Source organism: Altericroceibacterium spongiae (assembly GCF_003610805.1).
GTDB lineage: Bacteria > Pseudomonadota > Alphaproteobacteria > Sphingomonadales > Sphingomonadaceae > Altericroceibacterium > Altericroceibacterium spongiae.
The window spans coordinates 132711-150045 of the sequence record NZ_RAPF01000001.1 but is presented as its reverse complement, the minus strand read 5'-3'; the positions used below and the strand labels follow the sequence as shown (position 1 = coordinate 150045).

At 56.1% G+C, this 17335-nt stretch carries 22 protein-coding genes; 9 read left to right on the top strand and 13 right to left on the bottom strand.

Going from position 1 to position 17335, the window contains the following annotated elements:
- Positions 1-309: 309 nt before the first annotated feature.
- From pnp to pspF, 13 genes are all read right to left on the bottom strand, one after another.
- Complete coding sequence (pnp, locus tag D6851_RS00675) at positions 310-2586, bottom strand: polyribonucleotide nucleotidyltransferase (RefSeq protein ID WP_120322962.1); 2277 nt, start codon at positions 2584-2586, stop codon at positions 310-312.
- Between the two features lie 220 nt (positions 2587-2806).
- Entirely contained in the window at positions 2807-3076 is a 270-nt protein-coding gene (gene rpsO, locus D6851_RS00670; RefSeq protein ID WP_120322961.1) for a 30S ribosomal protein S15, read from the bottom strand.
- Positions 3077-3081: 5 nt separating this feature from the next.
- Entirely contained in the window at positions 3082-4059 is a 978-nt protein-coding gene (gene truB, locus D6851_RS00665) for a tRNA pseudouridine(55) synthase TruB (protein ID WP_120322960.1), read from the bottom strand.
- Between the two features lies 1 nt (position 4060).
- Positions 4061-4747, bottom strand: coding sequence for a site-2 protease family protein (locus tag D6851_RS00660; protein ID WP_120322959.1), 687 nt, complete (start codon positions 4745-4747; stop codon positions 4061-4063).
- Positions 4748-4779: 32 nt separating this feature from the next.
- Entirely contained in the window at positions 4780-5319 is a 540-nt protein-coding gene (locus tag D6851_RS00655; protein ID WP_120322958.1) for a GNAT family N-acetyltransferase, read from the bottom strand.
- Positions 5312-5890 carry a thymidine kinase gene (locus D6851_RS00650; protein ID WP_120322957.1) on the bottom strand — a complete coding sequence of 193 codons (579 nt, stop codon included), beginning with the start codon at positions 5888-5890 and terminating at the stop codon, positions 5312-5314. Before D6851_RS00650 ends, D6851_RS00655 begins: the two co-directional genes overlap by 8 nt.
- 9 nt (positions 5891-5899) lie before the next feature.
- A complete protein-coding gene (gene rbfA, locus D6851_RS00645; RefSeq protein ID WP_120322956.1) occupies positions 5900-6301 on the bottom strand; it encodes a 30S ribosome-binding factor RbfA in 402 nt (133 codons plus the stop codon).
- Positions 6302-6428: 127 nt separating this feature from the next.
- A complete protein-coding gene (locus D6851_RS00640) occupies positions 6429-6968 on the bottom strand; it encodes a DUF1697 domain-containing protein (RefSeq protein ID WP_120322955.1) in 540 nt (179 codons plus the stop codon).
- Positions 6969-7038: 70 nt separating this feature from the next.
- Positions 7039-9726 (bottom strand): translation initiation factor IF-2, encoded by a 2688-nt coding sequence (infB, locus tag D6851_RS00635; RefSeq protein WP_120322954.1) that lies wholly within the window; start codon positions 9724-9726, stop codon positions 7039-7041.
- 10 nt (positions 9727-9736) lie between these two features.
- A complete protein-coding gene (locus D6851_RS00630; RefSeq protein ID WP_120322953.1) occupies positions 9737-10492 on the bottom strand; it encodes a DUF448 domain-containing protein in 756 nt (251 codons plus the stop codon).
- The gene (gene nusA, locus D6851_RS00625) at positions 10473-12122 is read right to left on the bottom strand and encodes a transcription termination factor NusA (protein ID WP_120322952.1); all 1650 of its coding nucleotides are present in this window, start codon (positions 12120-12122) and stop codon (positions 10473-10475) included. Before nusA ends, D6851_RS00630 begins: the two co-directional genes overlap by 20 nt.
- Positions 12122-12682, bottom strand: a complete 561-nt coding sequence (gene rimP, locus D6851_RS00620; RefSeq protein ID WP_120322951.1) for a ribosome maturation protein RimP — start codon at positions 12680-12682, stop codon at positions 12122-12124. Before rimP ends, nusA begins: the two co-directional genes overlap by 1 nt.
- Before the next feature lie 152 nt (positions 12683-12834).
- On the bottom strand, positions 12835-13896 hold the full coding sequence (pspF, locus tag D6851_RS00615; protein WP_120323461.1) for a phage shock protein operon transcriptional activator: 1062 nt from the start codon (positions 13894-13896) through the stop codon (positions 12835-12837).
- Positions 13897-14049: 153 nt separating this feature from the next.
- On the opposite strand from pspF, the gene D6851_RS17630 reads away from it, so the two are divergent.
- Genes D6851_RS17630 through D6851_RS00575 form a run of 9 tightly spaced genes read left to right on the top strand, consistent with a single transcriptional unit; the run spans position 14050 to position 17335 of the window.
- Positions 14050-14217, top strand: coding sequence for a hypothetical protein (locus D6851_RS17630; protein ID WP_183029927.1), 168 nt, complete (start codon positions 14050-14052; stop codon positions 14215-14217).
- A complete protein-coding gene (gene pspA, locus D6851_RS00610) occupies positions 14217-15047 on the top strand; it encodes a phage shock protein PspA (RefSeq protein ID WP_120323460.1) in 831 nt (276 codons plus the stop codon). Before D6851_RS17630 ends, pspA begins: the two co-directional genes overlap by 1 nt.
- A 3-nt stretch (positions 15048-15050) precedes the next feature.
- A complete protein-coding gene (pspB, locus tag D6851_RS00605) occupies positions 15051-15344 on the top strand; it encodes an envelope stress response membrane protein PspB (protein ID WP_120322950.1) in 294 nt (97 codons plus the stop codon).
- Entirely contained in the window at positions 15341-15715 is a 375-nt protein-coding gene (gene pspC / locus D6851_RS00600) for an envelope stress response membrane protein PspC (RefSeq protein ID WP_120322949.1), read from the top strand. The genes pspB and pspC overlap by 4 nt, the downstream gene beginning before the upstream one ends.
- Positions 15716-15729: 14 nt before the next feature.
- Positions 15730-16035 carry a hypothetical protein gene (locus D6851_RS00595; RefSeq protein ID WP_238473874.1) on the top strand — a complete coding sequence of 102 codons (306 nt, stop codon included), beginning with the start codon at positions 15730-15732 and terminating at the stop codon, positions 16033-16035.
- Positions 16036-16063: 28 nt separating this feature from the next.
- Entirely contained in the window at positions 16064-16369 is a 306-nt protein-coding gene (locus tag D6851_RS00590; protein WP_120322948.1) for a hypothetical protein, read from the top strand.
- A gap of 12 nt (positions 16370-16381) precedes the next feature.
- Positions 16382-16642 (top strand): hypothetical protein, encoded by a 261-nt coding sequence (locus D6851_RS00585; protein WP_120322947.1) that lies wholly within the window; start codon positions 16382-16384, stop codon positions 16640-16642.
- Between the two features lie 24 nt (positions 16643-16666).
- The gene (locus D6851_RS00580) at positions 16667-16903 is read left to right on the top strand and encodes a hypothetical protein (RefSeq protein WP_120322946.1); all 237 of its coding nucleotides are present in this window, start codon (positions 16667-16669) and stop codon (positions 16901-16903) included.
- A 24-nt stretch (positions 16904-16927) separates the two neighbouring features.
- The gene (locus tag D6851_RS00575; RefSeq protein ID WP_120322945.1) at positions 16928-17335 is read left to right on the top strand and encodes a SufE family protein; all 408 of its coding nucleotides are present in this window, start codon (positions 16928-16930) and stop codon (positions 17333-17335) included.

Genomic DNA, 17335 nt, shown 5'->3' with positions numbered 1-17335 from the left:
GCGCTTTGCCCAGCACAGGAGGCGACGTAATCCCGGCCCGGATAAAGAAATGACGCCCGAAATGGCTCCAGTGATCTGCCGCAGGACAGGATAGGACCGCCCGATCTCGGCTCTGGCTGCGGCATGAGCCATCCCGCAATCTTTCATCGACGCACCGCACTCTCCTTCTCACCGGCATCCGTTTTCGACCCGAAAAAGCGCGAAACAACCGATTCCACGCCCTGATTCGAGATTTGCGCAAGCCATGAAAAAGGCCGCGGGAAATTGTCCCGCGGCCTTTTTTTAATCCGTTTTTCCGGAAAAGAAGACTTAGTCGTCGTCTTTGAGGAAAGCGGGCATATAGTCAGGGTTGCCCCCTTCCTTGCCACCGCCCTGATCGTCACGGTTGCGATTACCGCCACCGCTGCGACGCGGGCCGCCACGGCCACGGCGATCTCCGCCACGATCGCCGCGCGGTTCGCGCTTTTCACGCGGCGGACGGGTATCTTCCAGCTCTTCGCCGGTTTCCTGATCGACGACCCGCATCGACAGGCGAACCTTGCCGCGATTGTCGATTTCGAGGACCTTGACCTTCACTTCCTGGCCTTCGGAGACGACATCGGTCGGCTTTTCGACGCGTTCATTCTTCATTTCGGAAACATGGACGAGACCGTCCTTGCCGCCCATGAAGTTCACGAAAGCGCCGAAATCGACGATATTGACGACCTTGCCGGTATAGATCTTGCCGACTTCGGCTTCCTCGACAATACCTTCGATCCACTTCTTGGCGGCTTCGATCTGAGCCACCTCGGAAGAGCTGATCTTAATCACGCCTTCATCGTCAATATCGACCTTGGCGCCGGTTTCCGCGACGATTTCGCGAATGACCTTGCCGCCCGTGCCGATAACGTCACGAATCTTGGACTTGTCGATCTGGATCGTTTCGATGCGCGGTGCATGGGCCGAAAGCTCGGTACGGGCAGAGCCCAGAGCCTTGGTCATTTCGCCGAGGATATGCGCGCGGCCTTCCTTGGCCTGCTCCAGCGCCTGACCCATGATTTCCTTGGTGATACCGGCAATCTTGATGTCCATCTGGAGCGAGGTGATGCCCGCTTCCGTACCGGCCACCTTGAAGTCCATATCGCCGAGGTGATCTTCGTCGCCGAGAATGTCGCTGAGCACAGCGAATTCGTCGCCTTCGAGGATCAGGCCCATCGCGATACCCGAAACCGGGCGCTCGATCGGCACGCCGGCATCCATCATCGACAGGCAGCCGCCGCAAACGGTCGCCATGGAAGAGGAACCGTTACTTTCGGTAATGTCCGAAAGAACGCGGATCGTATAGGGGAAGTCTTCCTTCGAAGGCAGCACCGGATGGAGCGCACGCCATGCCAGCTTGCCATGGCCGATCTCACGACGACCCGGCGCGCCGAAGCGGCCCACTTCACCAACCGAATAAGGCGGGAAGTTATAATGGAGCATGAAGTTCGAATAGGTCAGGCCGTCGAGCCCGTCGATCATCTGCTCGGCATCCTTGGTGCCCAGCGTGGTGGTGCAGATCGCCTGCGTTTCACCGCGCGTGAACAGCGCCGAACCATGGGTGCGCGGCAGGAAGCCTGCCGTGGCTTCGATCGGACGCACCTGATTGAGCTTGCGCCCGTCGATCCGGTGGCCTTCCTTGAGGATGGCGGTCCGCACGATTTCAGCTTCGAGCTTCTTGGTGAGCTTGATGGCGGTCATCACCGTCTGGCCTTCGGCCTCGGCATAATGTTCCTTCACCTTGTCACGCGCAATGCTCAGTGCAGCGGAACGGGCCGATTTGTCGGTCAGCTTATAGGCCGCAGCGATATCGTCACCCACGATGCCGCGGATTTCTTCCTTCATCGCCGAGCTGTCATCCGACAGATCGAGTTCCCAGGGTTCCTTGGCAGCCTGTTCGGCGAGCTTGATGATCCCGTCGATGACCTTCTTCGATTCCTCATGCGCGAACATCACCGCGCCGAGCATTTCCTCTTCGGTCAGTTCCTTGGCTTCGGATTCGACCATCATCACCGCTTCCTGCGTTGCGGCGACCACGAGGTCGAGACGGCCTTCCTTGCACTCTTCGAGGCTTGGATTGAGCTGATATTCGCCATCCTTGAAACCGACGCGGGCAGCACCGATCGGGCCCATAAAGGGAACACCCGAAATGGTCAGCGCAGCCGAAGCGGCGATCATCGCCACAATATCGGCCTCGGTTTCGCCATCATAGGACATGACCTGACAGATGACGTTGATTTCGTTGTAGAAACCTTCCGGGAAGAGCGGACGTACCGGGCGGTCGATCAGACGGCTGGTAAGCGTTTCCTTCTCGGTAGCGCCGCGTTCGCGCTTGAAGAAGCCGCCTGGAATACGGCCGGCGGAAGAGAATTTTTCCTGATAGTGGACTGTGAGGGGGAAGAAATCCTGGCCCTCTTTCACCGATTTCGCAGCGGTGACGGCGCAAAGCACCACAGTTTCGCCATAGGTGGCAAGAACAGCGCCGTCAGCCTGACGGGCGATGCGGCCGGTTTCGAGAGTGAGGGTTTTTCCGCCCCACTCCAGCGATACGGTCTTTGTGTCGAACATAAATTTCCTGTCTGAACCCGCGCAGCCCTATTGCGGCACGGGGCCTGTAATGCCGGGGAAAATCCGTCCCGGCCCGGTTCGGGGCCTTATTCGCGCCCCTGAGCCCCTTCGCCGGATTGCAAAGGATGCCCGGTCATTAACGAGTGTCTGCTTCTGCCATATGACAAAAGCACAACCCCCAATAGCAAAACGGCTCCCGGAAGGGGAGCCGTAAGCTGTCTTACTTACGCAGACCCAGTTTCTGGATCAGTGCGTTATACCGCTCGACATCTTTCTTCTTGAGATAGGAGAGCAGATTGCGACGCTTATTGACCATCATCAGAAGGCCGCGACGCGAATGGTTATCCTTGTGGTGATCCTTGAAGTGTTCGGTCAGGTTGCGAATACGCTCGGTGAGGATCGCGACCTGCACTTCGGGAGAGCCGGTATCGCCATCGATACGGGCATTGTCCTTGATGATTTCCTGTTTCTTTTCGGCGGTAACCGACATGTCATTTACTCCGCGACATTCTGAAGATTGAAACCCCTGACCACTTTCGCGGTCCCCGCATCCAGCTCCATCAGGGCGACCGGCACAGTGCCTGCGCGCGCCCAGTAAAGCCCGTCGGGTTCAGGGCATCCGGTCAAGACACGGCCCTGCCGGACCGCCACTGCCGCTTCCGGATCGAGATCGAGGGCCGGGATGTCGTCCAGCCCCGCCTCAAGCGGCAGGATTATGTCTTCGAAAGGCGCGCCCTTACCGATTTCGTTCAACTTGTCCAGCGAAATCGCCTGAGACTCCGTGAAGGGACCGGATTTGAGCCGCCGGAGCATGGTCACATGGCCCACACTGCCCACGGCCAGAGCAATATCGCGCGCCAGAGATCTGATATAGGTTCCCTTGGAGACATTGGCCACCAGTGTCACCTCGCTCAGACCCTGCGCTGACGGGTTCTGGCCCCGTTCAGCCGCTTTATGGCCCTGTTCGGCGCCGCTCTGGCCCTCTTTGGGCGCAAGCACCGTCAAACTGTGAATCGTGACCTGGCGGGGTTCGAGCTTCACCTCTTCACCGGCTCGCGCCAGATCGTAAGCACGCTTTCCCGCCACTTTCAGCGCCGAAAAGGCCGGCGGCATCTGCTCGATCGGCCCTGTAAATTCGGGCAGGACCGCTTCCACCTGCGCCAGTGCCGGGCAAAAATCGCTGCGCTCCACCACCTCACCCTCGGCATCGAGCGTATCGGTCTGCACGCCAAACTGCACCGTAAAAGCATAAATTTTGCTAGCGTCCAGCATTCGCCCGCATAGTTTAGTCGCCTCACCGATAGCAATCGGCAAAATTCCTTCAGCCAGCGGGTCCAAAGTCCCTCCATGACCCACTTTATATTTCTTGCCATAACCTGCTTCACGCAAATTACGCTTCACCGCCGCAACAGCCTGAGTCGATCCCAGACCTGCCGGCTTGTCGAGAATGATCCAGCCATGCGGCTGCGCCATGTCAGGCTCCTGCTACCCATAAAGCGAGCCGCATATAATGCTCCTGCAACCAGGTGACAGGCGGCACCACGAGATTTTCCACGATGTTAAGACTGGGAAAAAGATAAGGAACCACCAGCAACAGGATGAAAAGCAGCGGAAAACCGAAAGGCCGCAACCGGGCATAACTGCGGGCCAGATCGGGTGGCAGCAATCCTTCGACGATATGCGATCCGTCGAAAGGCGGGATTGGCAGCAGATTGAACAGCGCAAGAAAGATATTGATAAGCAAGAAGTAATTGAGGGAGAGCAGAATATAAGCCATCACCCCTTCGGCCGGACCAGTCAGCGTTTTCCCCAGCAATCCCAGTATAACTGCTCCGGCAGCAGCCAGCAGAAGATTTGACAAAGGCCCTGCAGCCGCCACGGCAATCATACCGAACCGGGGGTTGTTCAACCGGCGCTGCCTGACAGGAACCGGTTTGGCCCATCCGAACACCGGCGCTCCCGATAAAGCCAGCATACCCGGCACGATCAACGTCCCGAGAGGATCGACATGGCGGACAGGATTTAAGGTCAGCCGACGCTGGTCCCGTGCAGTGGTATCGCCCAGCATGAGTGCCGTCCAGCCATGCGAAACTTCATGAAAAACAATCGCAAAGACCAAAGCCGGAATAAGCGCCAGCGCCTGAAAAAGAGTTTCTGACATGATGCCTTAATTAAGGTGCGCAGGGTTCAATTTCAGCCCTGCCACTCATCCTTGAGAATAGAGAAAACCGCAGTATCCCGGCGATAACCTGTCCAGGTGACGCGGTTGCCGCGCAAAGTCCCGTCCTGCTTAGCCCCAAGCCTGGAAACAGCCGCCATGCTGCGAGTATTGCGTGTATCAACGCGCAATTCCACGCGATAAAAGCCCTGCGCAAGAGCATGATCGATCATCAGACGCTTCATCATTCGATTAAAGCCAGTGGAGCGCACTGCAGGAGAAATGAAAGTTCCGCCGATCTCCGTAACCCCATTCGCCGGATCAGGATTAATATAATTCGTCATGCCAACCAGCTTGTCGCTCTGACAGTCCAGCACGGCAAAATTAATCCAGCTCTTTCTTGCGCGAAAATCGGCAACAGCGCGGTCGAAATCATCGCCCAGCATATTCACCGGATAAATCTGCCAGATGTCCTGGTCTTCTGCGCAGGCGATACGAAGCGGCTCGATATGATCGTCAGTCAGCGGCTCCAGGCGCACCGGGTCCTCTTCCAGAACAGTCAGCAGATCAGTCATTCAAAGCCTCGCTAAAATGGCGACGACACAGGGCGACATAGCGTTCATTTCCGCCAATCTCGGTTTGGGCCCCCGCCTTGACAGCTCCGCCCCCTTCATCGACGCGCAGATTCATTGTCGCCTTACGCCCGCAATGACACACGGCTTTCAGCTCTATCAGCGCATCGGCAATACCGAGCAGAATGGCCGAACCGGGAAACAATTCGCCCTGAAAATCGGTCCGTAAGCCATAGCACAACACGGGAATCCCACCCTCATCGGCAAGGCGAGCACATTGCCATGCCTGTTCTTTAGACAGGAACTGCGCTTCATCCACCAGCACACAGGCCAGCGGTTCAACGCGATGTGCTGCCGTTACCTGCTGCCACATATCGGTACTTTTATCGAACAGATGCGCGTCAGCTTCCAGGCCAATCCGGCTTTCGATCGGCTTGCCCTGCGAACGGCTGTCAAGCGCCGCTGTCCATAACATGGTGGCCATACCACGTTCGCGATAGTTAAAATCGGCCTGTAGCAGGGTTGTCGATTTCCCTGCATTCATACTGGCATAATAGAAATAAAGTTTGGCCATTTCAGAAAGTCAGCCTTCGTCGTGATCGAGATCGCGCGACACGCGCGGATCGTTCAGCAGACGCTCGATCCGATCGGCCTCCTCAAAGCTTTCATCCACCATAAAGCGCAATTTTGCCGCATATTTCAACTTCAGTGCTCGGGCCACTTCACGCTGAAAAAACGCCGTATTCTGTTGCAGCGCCTTGAGAACAACTTCTTCTTCCTGCCCCAGCAGCGGTTTCACATAAACTTTAGCCTGCCGCAAATCGGGCGACATGCGCACTTCGGTTACAGCGACATTATGCGCACTGATCGTTTCGTCATGCACCTGACCGCGCATGAGGATTTCCGACAGCACATGGCGTACACGCTCACCGACTTTCAGCAAGCGAACCGACTGGTCTTCATTCGTATGTTGCGGGCGGGCCATCACTCAATCCAATTCATACATATTAAAGGCGGGCTGTTCTCGGCGCTTGCCGCTGATATAGGTAAATCAATGGGTCTGCGCGAGCCCCCTGCGTTTTACCATAACCGGTAATGCGGTCAGGCTCTGCTTATACGACCATTTTATCCAGAATACGCCGGAGCGAACGGATATTGCGCGCGGTCCCCCGCGTACCGAGCCGCCTTTCGAGAAAGCCCGGTGTCAGACGGCTGCGTCCAACCCCTTCGGCATAATCGATGAACACCATGTCATCACCCAGTGCAAGCCGTTCGGGCCCACGCCCCTGATAGGCATCCAGCATAGCATCGAACAGAGTCTGCGTTGTCGACTGTTCCAAAAAATGGGTATGGACCAGATTATCTTCACCATCGGCGGCAAAAGGATTGTTATCAATCGCTGCGCCAAGCTGAAACCTGTCACAAACCACCGCGAAACTGTCGATGGAAAAATATTCGCGCAGAACATAAGCAATTTTCTCGCTCAGCCCCTCGCTCGGGCGTGCTTCATGCGTGAATAGCACATTGCCGCTTGCCACCACAGTTTCCACACCGGTGAACTCTTCCCGTTCCAGCGCATCACGCAGATCGACCATTTTCAGCCGATTTCCGCCTACATTAATACTACCGAGAAAAGCGACATATTGCTTCATTTCACGCTCCCGAAACGTAACGGGCCGGGAATACACCCGGCCCGTTCATGATATAGCACGGCAACGCTGCTTACAGCGTGCGTTCGCGTTCTTCGACTTCGAAAACTTCGAGCATATCGCCCGGCTTGATGTCATTCGTATCTTCCAGAACCACACCGCATTCGAGGCCTGCACGCACTTCGGGAACATCGTCCTTGAAGCGACGCAGCGATGCGATGGTAGTAGCCGAAACGATAACATCGTTGCGAGTAAGGCGCGCAAAAAGTCCCTTGCGAATGGCCCCTTCGGTAACAAGGAGACCAGCCGCCTTGTCCTTCTTGCCGGCCGGGAAGACCTGCTTGACCTCTGCACGGCCGACCACATTCTCGATCCGTTCGGGACCAAGCTCGCCAGCCATTTCTTTCGCGATTTCTTCGGTCAGATGATAGATGACGTCATAATACATCATCCGCACCTTTTCGCGCTCGACCATCTGCCGCGCTTTGGCATTCGGACGGACGTGGAAACCGATGATCGGCGCGTTGCTTGCCGCCGCCAGCGTCACATCACTTTCGGTAATTGCACCGACACCCGAATGCAGCACGCGCACCTTGATCTCATCATTCGAAAGATTGTTCAACGCGGAAACAATTGCCTCGACCGATCCCTGAACGTCTGCCTTGATCAGCACAGGGAATTCAATCGTATCGCTCTTGAGGTTGGAGAACATCGCATCGAAATTGGCCGGCGTTGCAGCGGTGCGCTTCGCATGGGCCTTTTCGCTACGATACTCGGACACTTCACGGGCCCGCTGTTCATTTTCAACCACAGCAAGCTGATCGCCGGCATTCGGCACACCGCCAATGCCCAGTACTTCGACCGGGAAGGACGGGCCGGCTTCCTTCACTTGCTTGCCCTTGTCGTCGATCATCGCACGGACACGGCCGCTTTCCGTGCCAACGACAAAAACGTCGCCCCGGCGCAACGTACCGCGCGTGATCAGCACGGTAGCCACCGGACCGCGCCCCTTATCAAGCTGCGCCTCGATCACCGTACCTTCAGCATCGCGATCGGGACGGGCCTTCAATTCGAGCAATTCAGCCTGCAGCATGATCTTATCGATCAGCTCATCGAGGCCTGCACCACTCTTGGCGGAGACTTCGACATCCTGCACGTCACCCGACATTTCTTCCACGATCACTTCGTGTTCAAGCAAACGTTCGCGAATCTTCTGCGGATTGGCTTCGGGCTTGTCGCATTTATTAATCGCCACGATCATCGGCACACCCGCTGCCTTGGTGTGGTTAATCGCCTCAATCGTCTGCGGCATGATCCCATCATCCGCAGCAACGACCAGAATGACGATATCGGTCACATTGGCCCCGCGGGCACGCATTTGCGTGAAAGCTTCATGACCCGGCGTGTCGAGGAATGTCAGCTTTTGTTTGTTCTTCGTTGTAATCTGATAGGCGCCGATATGCTGCGTGATCCCGCCGCTTTCACCGCGTACAACATCCGTGCCGCGCAGAGCATCGAGCAGCGAGGTTTTGCCGTGATCGACATGCCCCATGATCGTGACCACAGGGGGACGAGCCTTCAGCGTTTCTTCCGGATCGACATCGTCAGAACTGTTGATATCGACATCGCTTTCCGAAACGCGCTGGATACGATGGCCGAATTCCTCGACCAGCAATTCTGCCGTATCCTGATCGATCGTCTGATTGACGGTGACCATCATGCCCATATTAAACAGCGCCTTCACCAAATCCGCACCCTTCTCGGCCATACGGTTGGCAAGTTCCTGCACGGTAATCGCTTCGGGAACGATGACATCGCGGCTCTGTTTTTCGCGATTGCGCGGCTTACCGCCACCTTGCGAGCGACGTTCCTTTTCCCGGGCGCGCTTCAATGCGGCAAGTGAACGTGCACGTGCACCTTCATCATCGTTCAAAGCACGGTTTACGGTAAGCTTGCCGCCCCGGCGGCGATCATTGCGTTCACCACGGGTTGGCGCTGCTTTACCAGCATCGCCTTTCTTCTTGTCCGTTTTCTCGGGCTTTTTCGCTTCTGGGCGCTGAACAGGTGTGAATTTGCGCGGTGCCGGAGCAGAAGATCTGGTGTCCTTCTTGCCTTTGCCAGCGTCAGCCTCGCCCTTATCCGCCTTTTTATCAGTTTCTGCGGGAGCGGGCACGTCCTTGGCCTTGGCCAGCTCGGCAGCCTGCTTGGTTTCCTCAGCTTCTGCCTTTTTAGCAGCTTCGGCTTCTGCCGCAGCCTTTTTCGCCGCCTCTTCTTCCGCTTTGCGGTTTTCTTCCGCGCGGCGTTTTTCTTCTTCAATTTTGCGCGCGCGCTCTTCTTCTTCGCGGCGGCTCGCTTCTTCCATGGCGGTCAGACGCGCTTCTTCCGCTTCACGCAAGAGACGTTCCTGCATTTCCTTGCGGCTTTCAGTCGTGGTCGGACGCTTCACCGGTTTGGGCTGTGCAGACGGTGCCTTGCGAGCAGGCTTGGGGGCCGGTGCAGGCTTAGGAGCAGCCTCAGGCGCCTTTGCAACTGGTGCAGGTGCAGGTGTCGGAGCTGGAGAAGAGGTTTCTTCCGCAGTAGGAGCAGGTGTCGGAGCGGGGGCAGCGCCGGGCTTCGTCAGCTTGCGACGACGCTTCACTTCGACCGCGACCTTGTTCGTCCGGCCGTGGCTAAAGGTCTGCTTGACCTCTCCCGCATCGACCGAACGCTTGAGCCCCAGAGGCTTGCGGTCGCGCGTCGGTTTGTTTTCGTTGTCGCTCATACGCCTCGTATTATCCTTCGTATTCTCTACTCGTCGTCACGGCGTCCGGTGCGGTTTGATCCTGCACACGGTTACCGTCAGCATCGGAAGCGGCCTTCGGGGCTGCCTTATAAGTCTGCAAACGCCTCAGCGGGATTGCGACCCGCTTAGCCGAAGAACGGTCATTCAGCGCCATATGGACGACATTGTCGCGGCCCAATGCCACAGACAATGCCACGCGGTCTAGAGGAAGACGCGTTCCACGCAAATCGGAACCTTCAACATCCTGACCAACACGCCAGGCCTGATCCAGCTTTCGCGTCCCGTCCTCGCCCGCATCGCTCGCGTGAAACAAAGCGGATACCCGCCCGCTTCGCGCCTGCTCGACGATTCTGTCAGATCCTAAGATAAGACGTCCGGCCCGCATTTCGAGACCCAATCTCTGCAGAAATGCGCTCGTTAGTGCATTTTCCAGCAAATCGGGCAAATCATCGGGTATCCTTAACCCACCTGTTTTAAAGGCACGCGACAAGGCCGCACGCAAGCCGCCACTGCTGTGCGCCTCAACCAGGTCAGGCTTACTCACCGCAATCCAGGCCCCCCGCCCCGGCGCACGTGCCAGAGCGTCAGGCAGCACCATATTATCGGGCGAGAGCGCCAGCCGGACAGCATCGTCCCGACTCGCGATTCGGCCCGAAACAATACAACGCCGCTCAGGCGCATCATCCTGCGCCCGAGTTGCCCTGGTTTGTTTGGACTTTAGAGTCTCATTGCGAGGACTCCGCATCGGCGGCCTCCTCGGTTTCGGGTTCAGCGGCCGCAGGAGCGGTTACCACATCCTCGTCATCGAACCAATGCGCCCGGGCGGCCATAATGATCTCGTTGCCCTGCTCCTCGGTCAAACCGAAAGAGCCCAGCACGCCCCCGCGATCTTCCGAACGCTGGTTGCCACGGCGATTATCACCCCGACGACGAGGCGCTTCACGCTTCTTGGCAATCAGTTCATCGGTGGCAAGATCGGCGAGATCATCCAGCGTCTTAATCCCGGCCTTGCCAAGAACAACGAGCATTTGTTCGCTAAGATGCGGCATGTCCGACAAAGCGTCTTCCACACCAAGCTCACGTCGTTCGGTCCGGTAGGTTTCTTCCTGCCGTTCCAGAGCTTCGAGCGCGCGAGACTGGAGTTCCTGCGCCAGATCCTCGTCGAAACCTTCAATGGCCGCCAGCTCGGCCAGTTCGACATAGGCCACTTCGTCCAGTTCGGCGAACCCTTCCGCAACGAGGAGCTGCGACAATGTCTCGTCGACATCCAGTTCTTCTTCGAAGACCCGCGAGCGCTCGGCAAATTCCTTCTGCCGCTTCGCCGACGCCTCTTCCTCCGTCATAATATCGATTTGGCTGGCCGTAAGCTGGCTTGCCAAACGGACATTCTGACCGCGACGACCAATCGCAAGGCTAAGCTGATCGTCGGGCACTACCACTTCAATACGGCTTTCATCCTCATCGATCACCACACGGCTAACCGTTGCAGGCTGGAGAGCGTTGACGATAAAAGTCGCCGTATCTTCGCTCCACGGGATGATATCGATCTTTTCACCCTGCAGTTCCTGAACGACTGCCTGCACGCGGCTGCCCTTCATACCGACGCAGGCGCCAACCGGATCGATCGAGGAATCATGGCTGATCACACCGATCTTGGCCCGGCTACCGGGGTCGCGCGCAGCAGCCTTGATTTCAATGATTCCGTCGTAAATTTCAGGCACTTCCTGCGCAAACAATTTCTTCATGAAATCCGGATGCGCGCGGGACAGGAAGATCTGCGGTCCGCGATTGTTACGCTCGACCTTCATGATGATGGCGCGAATACGTTCACCGACACGAGCTGCTTCACGCGGGATTTGCTGATCGCGCCGGATCACGCCTTCAGCGCGGCCGAGATTGACGATCACATGGCCGAATTCGACCGATTTAATAACCCCGGTAATCACTTCACCGGCGCGATCCTTGAACTCTTCATATTGCCGCTCACGTTCAGCATCGCGGACTTTTTGGAAAATGACCTGCTTTGCGCTTTGCGCATCGATGCGACCGAGATCGACCGGCGGCAAGGGATCGACGATAAAATCGCCAAGTGCAGCACCAGGCTGAAGTTTTTCAGCCTGTTTGAGATCGACCTGCTTGAAGTAATCTTCGACTTCCTCGACCACTTCAACGACACGCCACAGACGCAAATCGCCGGTCATCGGATCGAGCTTGGCCCGGATATCATTCTCCGCACCATAGCGGCTGCGTGCGGATTTCTGGATCGCTTCTTCCATCGCCTCGATAACGATCGACTTATCGATCATCTTTTCGGAAGCGACCGAATTCGCGATTGCGAGCAACTCAGCCTTATTGGCGGAAATCGGACTGGCCATCAGTCGTCTGCCTTTTCTTCTGCGGGAATTTCTTCAATTTCATCGGCACCGCTCATATCGAGAGGCTTGGTAGCGGCGATGAGTTCATTTGTCAGAACCAGCTTGGCGGAATGGATAAGGTCGAAAAGAACCTCTATTGTTCCAGCCTTGCGGTCCTCAATAATCACGGCGTCGCCTTCAACGCCCTTCAGAATACCATGAAGGTTCCGCTTGCCATCGAGCTTTTCACTCAGGGAAATACGAGCTTCATGCCCAGCCCACTGGTTGTAATCCTTACGGCGCGTCAGCGGGCGATCAATCCCCGGGGAACTGACTTCCAGATTATAGGCCCCGGCAATCAGCTCTTCACCCTGCTCCTCAACCTCATCGATCCGGTCGGAAATACGACGGGAAAGAGCCATGCACTGATCGACTACCAGCTGCCCTGTCACCGGGTCCTCAGCCATAATCTGTAATACACGCTCATCATCGGAACCGGTCAGTTTCACGCGCACAAGCTCGAAGCCCAGAGCCTTCGCTTCGGGTTCGATCACTTCTGTCAGTCGCGCAATATCAGCCATTCGGTCTCCAGATTACATGCCATTTACGACAATGCGGTTTCGCACCGGCCCCTTGCGGCGCCAGCACCGGACTTTGTCGTAACAATGTCGGTATGTCGTTTCAGATAAGTGATTCCCTTCATAAAAGCAAGAGAGGGCTCCGGCATGACTCTTTACGCAGAATTCTTGCTAATATCGTGCTTTTTCAGGCAATGGCGCAACTGATCATAGGTCAGCCCGAGAGCCTTGGCCGTCTGACGCTGATTCCAGCGATATTTCCCTAAAACATGTTCAAGAATACTTTTCTCATGCGCATCAACTGCGGCGCGCAGATCATCGATTACATCATAATCCATTGAAGATGGGCGCTCTCGTCCTTTGCCGGATAATTCTGTCATAGAAGAAGCTGACGACTGATCCGAAGCCTTATCATGCATATGGCCGACGGAACCGACCGGCTTCCATGGAGAATCGAACGGGTCGAAAACAACATAGCCGATCGGTTCAAGCCAGTCCTCCCAGCGATATACCGCACGTTCCACCACATTACGCAATTCACGCACGTTGCCGGGCCAGGCATATTCCTCAAATTGCTGACGAACATGTTCTGCAAAACCAGGCCAGCGATCCCAACCCAGCTCTGCCGCCATACGGCGTCCGAAATAATCGGTCAGCACTTCGACATCACCATCGCGTTCCCGAAGCGGCGGCAAGGTAATGACCTCGAAACTCAATCGATCAAGCAGGTCAGCACGAAACTTTCCTTCATCGGCGAGGCGCGGCAAATCTTCATTGGTGGCCGCCACAATGCGGACATCCACTCGCACAGGACGAGAGGCACCGATCCGCGTCACTTCACCATACTCGACCGCGCGCAACAGCCGTTCCTGCGCTGCCATTGACAGGGTCGCCAACTCATCGAGAAACAATGTTCCCCGATCAGCCTCTTCAAATCGCCCCGTCCGGGCGCGGGTAGCACCGGTAAAGGCGCCTGCCTCATGCCCGAACAGCTCCGCTTCGATCAGGGTTTCCGGTAAGGCTGCGCAATTGAGTGTAACCAGCGGCTCATCCCAACGCGGGGACAGGCGGTGCAGGCGCTCCGCGATCAACTCCTTACCTGTACCTCTTTCGCCAATCACCAATACAGGACGGCTCATGCCGGCTGCACGGCTGGCGCGCTCCACTGTATCGAGAAACGCCCCCGATTGCCCCACAAACTGATTATCTCGCTCCATAACCATAATATAGTGCATCTCACCGGATATTAGCAATATTCACCACACATTCTGATACACCGGCTCAAAAAATATTGGTTTTTCAGCCATTTTCAAAACTGGCACACCTTTTGCTGTTAAATTGGCATACGATGTTCACAAGGAATTTTCGCCATGTATGACCGCCAATTCTTCACCAGCAAGCTCGGCCTTGCCGCTATTGCGAGTATGATGGCCATGATTGCTTTCAACATCGCAACACTGGGCAGCCAGCTTGGCATGACATCGGATATCACACCGAATATTCTGATGGTTGGCGCTTCTTCTGTTGAGCTTGCATGATGACACCCGCTAATTATCCATTTGCCGCTAATGGCAAGCTGGACAACAAGGGAGCCAGTTCACGGCTCGATCGTGAAGTGGAAAGGCTGCGTATCAGCCCGATCCCGAACCAGAAACGCACAAATCCCGGAGTACCCTGGATGGGCATTTTTTCCCGTACACGCGACATTATCGCTGCCAATTTCAACGACTTGCTCGATCAGGCAGACGATCCTGTCAAAATGATCCGCATGATAATCCTCGAAATGGAGGAAACTCTGGTAGAAGTCCGCGCCAGTGCGGCGCGTACCATTGCCGATCAAAAGGAAATGCATCGCCATATTGGCAAGCTGGACAAGCTCCAGGCCGACTGGGCCGACAAGGCACAGCTCGCACTCAGCAAAGATCGCGAAGACCTTGCCCGTGCAGCGCTGATGGAGAAGAAGAAAGCCGCCGACATGGCCGATCAGCTTCGCTCTGAAATCACCGTGCTCGACGACTCACTGCGCGCCTATGAGGAAGACATCGCCAAATTGCAGACCCGCTTGCGCGAAGCACGCAGTCGTCAGACACAAATCGCCGCGCGTCTCGAAAGCGCAGAGAACCGCGTCAAGCTGCGCAGCCTGATGACCAGTGAGCGGGTAGATGAAGCGCTGACCCGTTTCGATCAGCTCGAACGCCGGGTGGATTACGCAGAAGGCCGGGCAGATTCGCTCAATATATCCAATGGCAAAAGCGAACCCTCGCTGGCTGACGAAATTGCCGCACTCGAAGGCTCCGATAAGGTCGATGCCGAACTGGAAGAAATGAAACGCGCGCTTGGTAAAGCAAATGGCAGTAAGGGGGACTGATCCATGGATGAGGTGATTATCGTTGCAACAGTGGTAATCGGAGTTCCCTGGGTCGTTCTCCATTATATCACAAAATGGAAAACCGCTGCCACATTGACCAATGATGACGAGACACTGCTGGAAGATCTTTATCAGCTTGCCCGCCGCCTCGACGAACGCATGAACACTGTGGAGCGCCTGGTTGCCAGCGACAATCCCGAATTCAAGCCGCACCGGCTGCGGGAACAAAACGATATGGACAGCCAGAAACTGCACGAACTCGACCGCATGCTCAATGAAAGGGGAGACCGCAAGTGACCAGTCAGCGCACCAGATTTTATCGCGACAAGCAGAACTCCAAGCTAATGGGCGTCTGCTCCGGCCTCGCCGATTATACCGGAATTGAAGCTCTGTGGTGGCGTCTCGGCTTTGTCGTCCTGACATTGTCCACCGGCTTTGGTCTGCCAATTTATTTCGTGCTCGGTCTGCTGGCCGATAAAAAGCCGGCCCATCTCTACACAGACCGTGATGAGCAGCGTTACTGGCAGCGTGTCCGCCAATCTCCGAAACGCACAGCACGCGAAGTACGCTCCCGTTTCCGGGACATCGATCGCCGTCTTGCCGACGTTGAACAATATTATGTCAGCAACAATCCTCGCTTGTCTGCAGAAATCGAAAACCTGCGCTGAGAAAGGGCTTCGTCATGGATGGAAGTGCCATAAAACAAATCCTCGCCCTGCTTATCCCGCTCGCGCCTTTTATCATGGTTTGCTTCATCGTCTGGACCAAGCACCAGCGCAAACTGGCCGAAATGGAAATGCAAAATACCGCGCAGCGCGCCGCAGAATATGCAGCCAGCAATAAAGAGCTGGAAGATCGCGTGCGTGTGCTCGAGCGGATCGTAACCGACAAGGGCTATGATGTTGCTCTGCAGATCGATGCTCTGCGCGATCAGCAGAAAGTGGACGATGCGCAATCAGCTTCTTCACGCGAGAAATCAGTGAACTGATCGAGTTACAAAAGGGGGAATGTTTTAAATGATTTGGGCCGGACCTGACATCGTCACCATTATGGCGATCGTGGTCGCGGCGGGATGGATCGTCAGCCATATTGTGCAGGCAAACCATCTGGCCAGATTACGGCATGAGCTGGACTGCCTGCCTCGCCCCCACCCCAAGGAGAAACTTGCCCGCCTTGCAGAAGAAAACCGTCATTTGTCGGTTACGGTCGCCGGCCTTCAGGATCGCATCGAAGTACTGGAAAAGGTCATCAGCGATGGCAGTAATCAAATGGCCGACCAGATTGACCGGTTGCCTGCAGATCGTGGTGAATTTGGGCAATAGGAAAGGACGATCATGCATTTCTGGAATGCCGTTATCATTATCGTGGCCATCGTCGCAATTGCCCGGATCATACGATACCGTCAGGACCGGAACGGGCCGCGCCACTCCAGCGAGGAAGAAGACGGACATTATCGGCTGACATCCTCCGTTCGCGAAATGGAAGATGAACTGAGCGATCTGCGTGAACGGGTAAGAGTGCTGGAGCGCATTGCCACAGAAGATCGCTCTTCCCGCGAACTGTCCGATGAAATCAACAAGTTGCGCGAAAAATAATCCATTCGATCCGGAGTTGCCCAAATGCCCAACGATCTGATGATTGCCGCCACCTGCCTGATCGGTGTGCTGATCGTCGCAGGCACCCTGCTGAAAGGCTGGCAGGACTGGCTTGCGCTCAAATCCCGCGAACTCGACCGGCACAGGCCGGAGACCGGGCCGGACATCAAATCAGGCAATGGAGCGGCCCGGATCGAAATTGCCGACCTCAAGGAACGCATCCGCAAGCTCGAAGCCATTGCAAGCGGGGTGGACCTCTGATCGCAAGGTGCTAGATCAGCAACCATGCGCTCTCTTGATGACATACGCGAAGAATATGAATTCCTCGAAGGCGATGAACGTTATCGCCTGCTGATCGAACTGGGCCGTGAGCTGGAGCCCATGCCCGCTCCGCTCAAGACCGATGCCACCCTCGTCCGAGGATGTTCGGCCAGCGTCTGGATCTATCCGACGCAGGATAGCGATACGCTCCATTTTCTGGCCGACAGCAACGCAGCGATTACCAAAGGCATTGTTGCATTGGTTCTCTCGGCTGTGCAGGATAAACCTGCTGCCGAAGTGGCTGATATGGATATCACGGCGGCACTGGAACCCTTCGATCTCAGAAACCAGCTCAGTTCCAACCGGACACAGGGCATTCCCAATATGATCGCTCTTATCAAGGAAACCGCCACACGGATCGCGGCAGGCTGA

Bases quoted from the DNA above. Each gene is read 5' to 3' on its own strand.
- infB (WP_120322954.1), bottom strand. From the start codon at position 9,726: ATGAGCGACAACGAAAACAAACCGACGCGCGACCGCAAGCCTCTGGGG.
- pspF (WP_120323461.1), bottom strand. From the start codon at position 13,896: ATGGAGCGAGATAATCAGTTTGTGGGGCAATCGGGGGCGTTTCTCGAT.
- D6851_RS00585 (WP_120322947.1), top strand. From the start codon at position 16,382: ATGCATTTCTGGAATGCCGTTATCATTATCGTGGCCATCGTCGCAATT.
- D6851_RS00650 (WP_120322957.1), bottom strand. From the start codon at position 5,890: ATGGCCAAACTTTATTTCTATTATGCCAGTATGAATGCAGGGAAATCG.
- D6851_RS00575 (WP_120322945.1), top strand. From the start codon at position 16,928: ATGCGCTCTCTTGATGACATACGCGAAGAATATGAATTCCTCGAAGGC.
- D6851_RS00640 (WP_120322955.1), bottom strand. From the start codon at position 6,968: ATGAAGCAATATGTCGCTTTTCTCGGTAGTATTAATGTAGGCGGAAAT.
- pspB (WP_120322950.1), top strand. From the start codon at position 15,051: ATGGATGAGGTGATTATCGTTGCAACAGTGGTAATCGGAGTTCCCTGG.
- D6851_RS00630 (WP_120322953.1), bottom strand. From the start codon at position 10,492: ATGCGGAGTCCTCGCAATGAGACTCTAAAGTCCAAACAAACCAGGGCA.
- D6851_RS00595 (WP_238473874.1), top strand. From the start codon at position 15,730: ATGGATGGAAGTGCCATAAAACAAATCCTCGCCCTGCTTATCCCGCTC.
- D6851_RS00660 (WP_120322959.1), bottom strand. From the start codon at position 4,747: ATGTCAGAAACTCTTTTTCAGGCGCTGGCGCTTATTCCGGCTTTGGTC.
- nusA (WP_120322952.1), bottom strand. From the start codon at position 12,122: ATGGCCAGTCCGATTTCCGCCAATAAGGCTGAGTTGCTCGCAATCGCG.
- rbfA (WP_120322956.1), bottom strand. From the start codon at position 6,301: ATGGCCCGCCCGCAACATACGAATGAAGACCAGTCGGTTCGCTTGCTG.
- pspA (WP_120323460.1), top strand. From the start codon at position 14,217: ATGACACCCGCTAATTATCCATTTGCCGCTAATGGCAAGCTGGACAAC.
- rpsO (WP_120322961.1), bottom strand. From the start codon at position 3,076: ATGTCGGTTACCGCCGAAAAGAAACAGGAAATCATCAAGGACAATGCC.
- D6851_RS00655 (WP_120322958.1), bottom strand. From the start codon at position 5,319: ATGACTGATCTGCTGACTGTTCTGGAAGAGGACCCGGTGCGCCTGGAG.
- pnp (WP_120322962.1), bottom strand. From the start codon at position 2,586: ATGTTCGACACAAAGACCGTATCGCTGGAGTGGGGCGGAAAAACCCTC.
- D6851_RS00590 (WP_120322948.1), top strand. From the start codon at position 16,064: ATGATTTGGGCCGGACCTGACATCGTCACCATTATGGCGATCGTGGTC.
- truB (WP_120322960.1), bottom strand. From the start codon at position 4,059: ATGGCGCAGCCGCATGGCTGGATCATTCTCGACAAGCCGGCAGGTCTG.
- D6851_RS00580 (WP_120322946.1), top strand. From the start codon at position 16,667: ATGCCCAACGATCTGATGATTGCCGCCACCTGCCTGATCGGTGTGCTG.
- rimP (WP_120322951.1), bottom strand. From the start codon at position 12,682: ATGGCTGATATTGCGCGACTGACAGAAGTGATCGAACCCGAAGCGAAG.
- D6851_RS17630 (WP_183029927.1), top strand. From the start codon at position 14,050: ATGTATGACCGCCAATTCTTCACCAGCAAGCTCGGCCTTGCCGCTATT.